We start from the raw sequence: 1241 nt of genomic DNA, 5'->3' as shown, positions 1-1241 counted from the left end.
CGTGGCCGGCGGTCACCCGCCCGCCCGTGGGATGGCTCGAACAGCACGACGGACGCATCGCGCTGGGCGCCGCGGTGCCGCTGGGCGTGCTGCCCGCCAGGACCGCGGAGTTCCTCGCCGCGATCGAGGCGCCGATGGCGATCACGCCGTGGCGTTCGGTGGTCGTGTTCGACCTCGCCGAGGACGTCGCCGATGTCGCGCTGCGCGTGCTCGCGCCGTTGGGCCTGGTGTTCGACGAGAACTCGCCGTGGCTGTCGGTCAGCGCATGCACAGGCAGGCCCGGTTGTGAGCACTCGCTCGCCGACGTCCGCGCCGACGCTGCCGCTGCCGTGGCCGACCCGGCGGCGGGCCACCGCCACTTCGTCGGATGCGAGCGGGCCTGCGGCAGCCCACCTATTGGTGAGGTGCTGGTGGCAACCGGAGACGGATACCGGACCCGCGGCGCGCACCCGTAGGGTGATCGCGTGCTCGACTACATCCGCGACGCCGGGGAGATCTACCGGCAGTCGTTCGCGACGATTCGCGACGAGGCGGACCTGGCCCGATTCCCCGACGACGTGGCCCACGTCGTCGTGCGGTTGATCCACACCTGCGGCCAGGTCGACGTCGCCGACCACGTCGCGTACAGCGACGACGTCGTCACCGCCACCCACTCTGCGCTGACGGCCGGAGCCCCGATCCTGTGCGACTCGTCGATGGTCGCCGCCGGTATCACCAGATCGCGGCTGCCCGCCGACAACGAGGTGGTCTCGCTGGTGGCCGACCCCCGCGCGCCGGACCTCGCCGCACGCCTGGGCACCACCCGCTCCGCAGCGGCCGTCGACCTGTGGGCGGACCGGCTCGGCGGCGCGGTGCTGGCGATCGGCAACGCGCCAACGGCGTTGTTCCGGCTGCTCGAGCTCGTCGACGACGGCGCGCCGACCCCTGCGGCGGTGCTCGGCGGTCCGGTCGGCTTCGTCGGCTCGGCCCAGTCCAAACAGGAACTCATCGACCGGCCCCGCGGGATGTCGTATCTCGTGGTGACGGGTCGTCGCGGCGGCAGCGCGATAGCCGCCGCGGCCGTCAACGCGATTGCCAGTGATCGAGAATGAGCGCGACGCGAGGAACGCTCTGGGGCGTCGGGCTCGGACCCGGCGACCCCGAACTGGTCACCGTCAAGGCCGCGCGGGTGATCGGCGAGGCCGACGTCGTCGCCTACCACAGCGCCCGGCACGGTAAGAGCATCGCGCGCGGCATCGCGG

3 protein-coding genes are annotated in these 1241 nt (G+C 72.8%); all 3 read left to right on the top strand.

Translation table 11 applies throughout. From position 1 onward, the window contains the following. Positions 1–455: 4Fe-4S domain-containing protein (locus A5698_RS17220; RefSeq protein WP_502688942.1), on the top strand; the 455-nt coding region annotated here is incomplete at its 5' end. Between the two features lie 9 nt (positions 456–464). Beyond that, a complete protein-coding gene (locus A5698_RS17215; protein ID WP_068299348.1) occupies positions 465–1091 on the top strand; it encodes a precorrin-8X methylmutase in 627 nt (208 codons plus the stop codon). After that, positions 1088–1241: SAM-dependent methyltransferase (locus A5698_RS28065; RefSeq protein ID WP_231967432.1), on the top strand; the 154-nt coding region annotated here is incomplete at its 3' end. The genes A5698_RS17215 and A5698_RS28065, both read left to right, overlap by 4 nt.

The organism is Mycobacterium sp. E136 (assembly GCF_001666865.1).
Classification (GTDB): Bacteria; Actinomycetota; Actinomycetes; order Mycobacteriales; family Mycobacteriaceae; genus Mycobacterium.
This window is presented reverse-complemented; position numbering and strand designations above follow the sequence as displayed.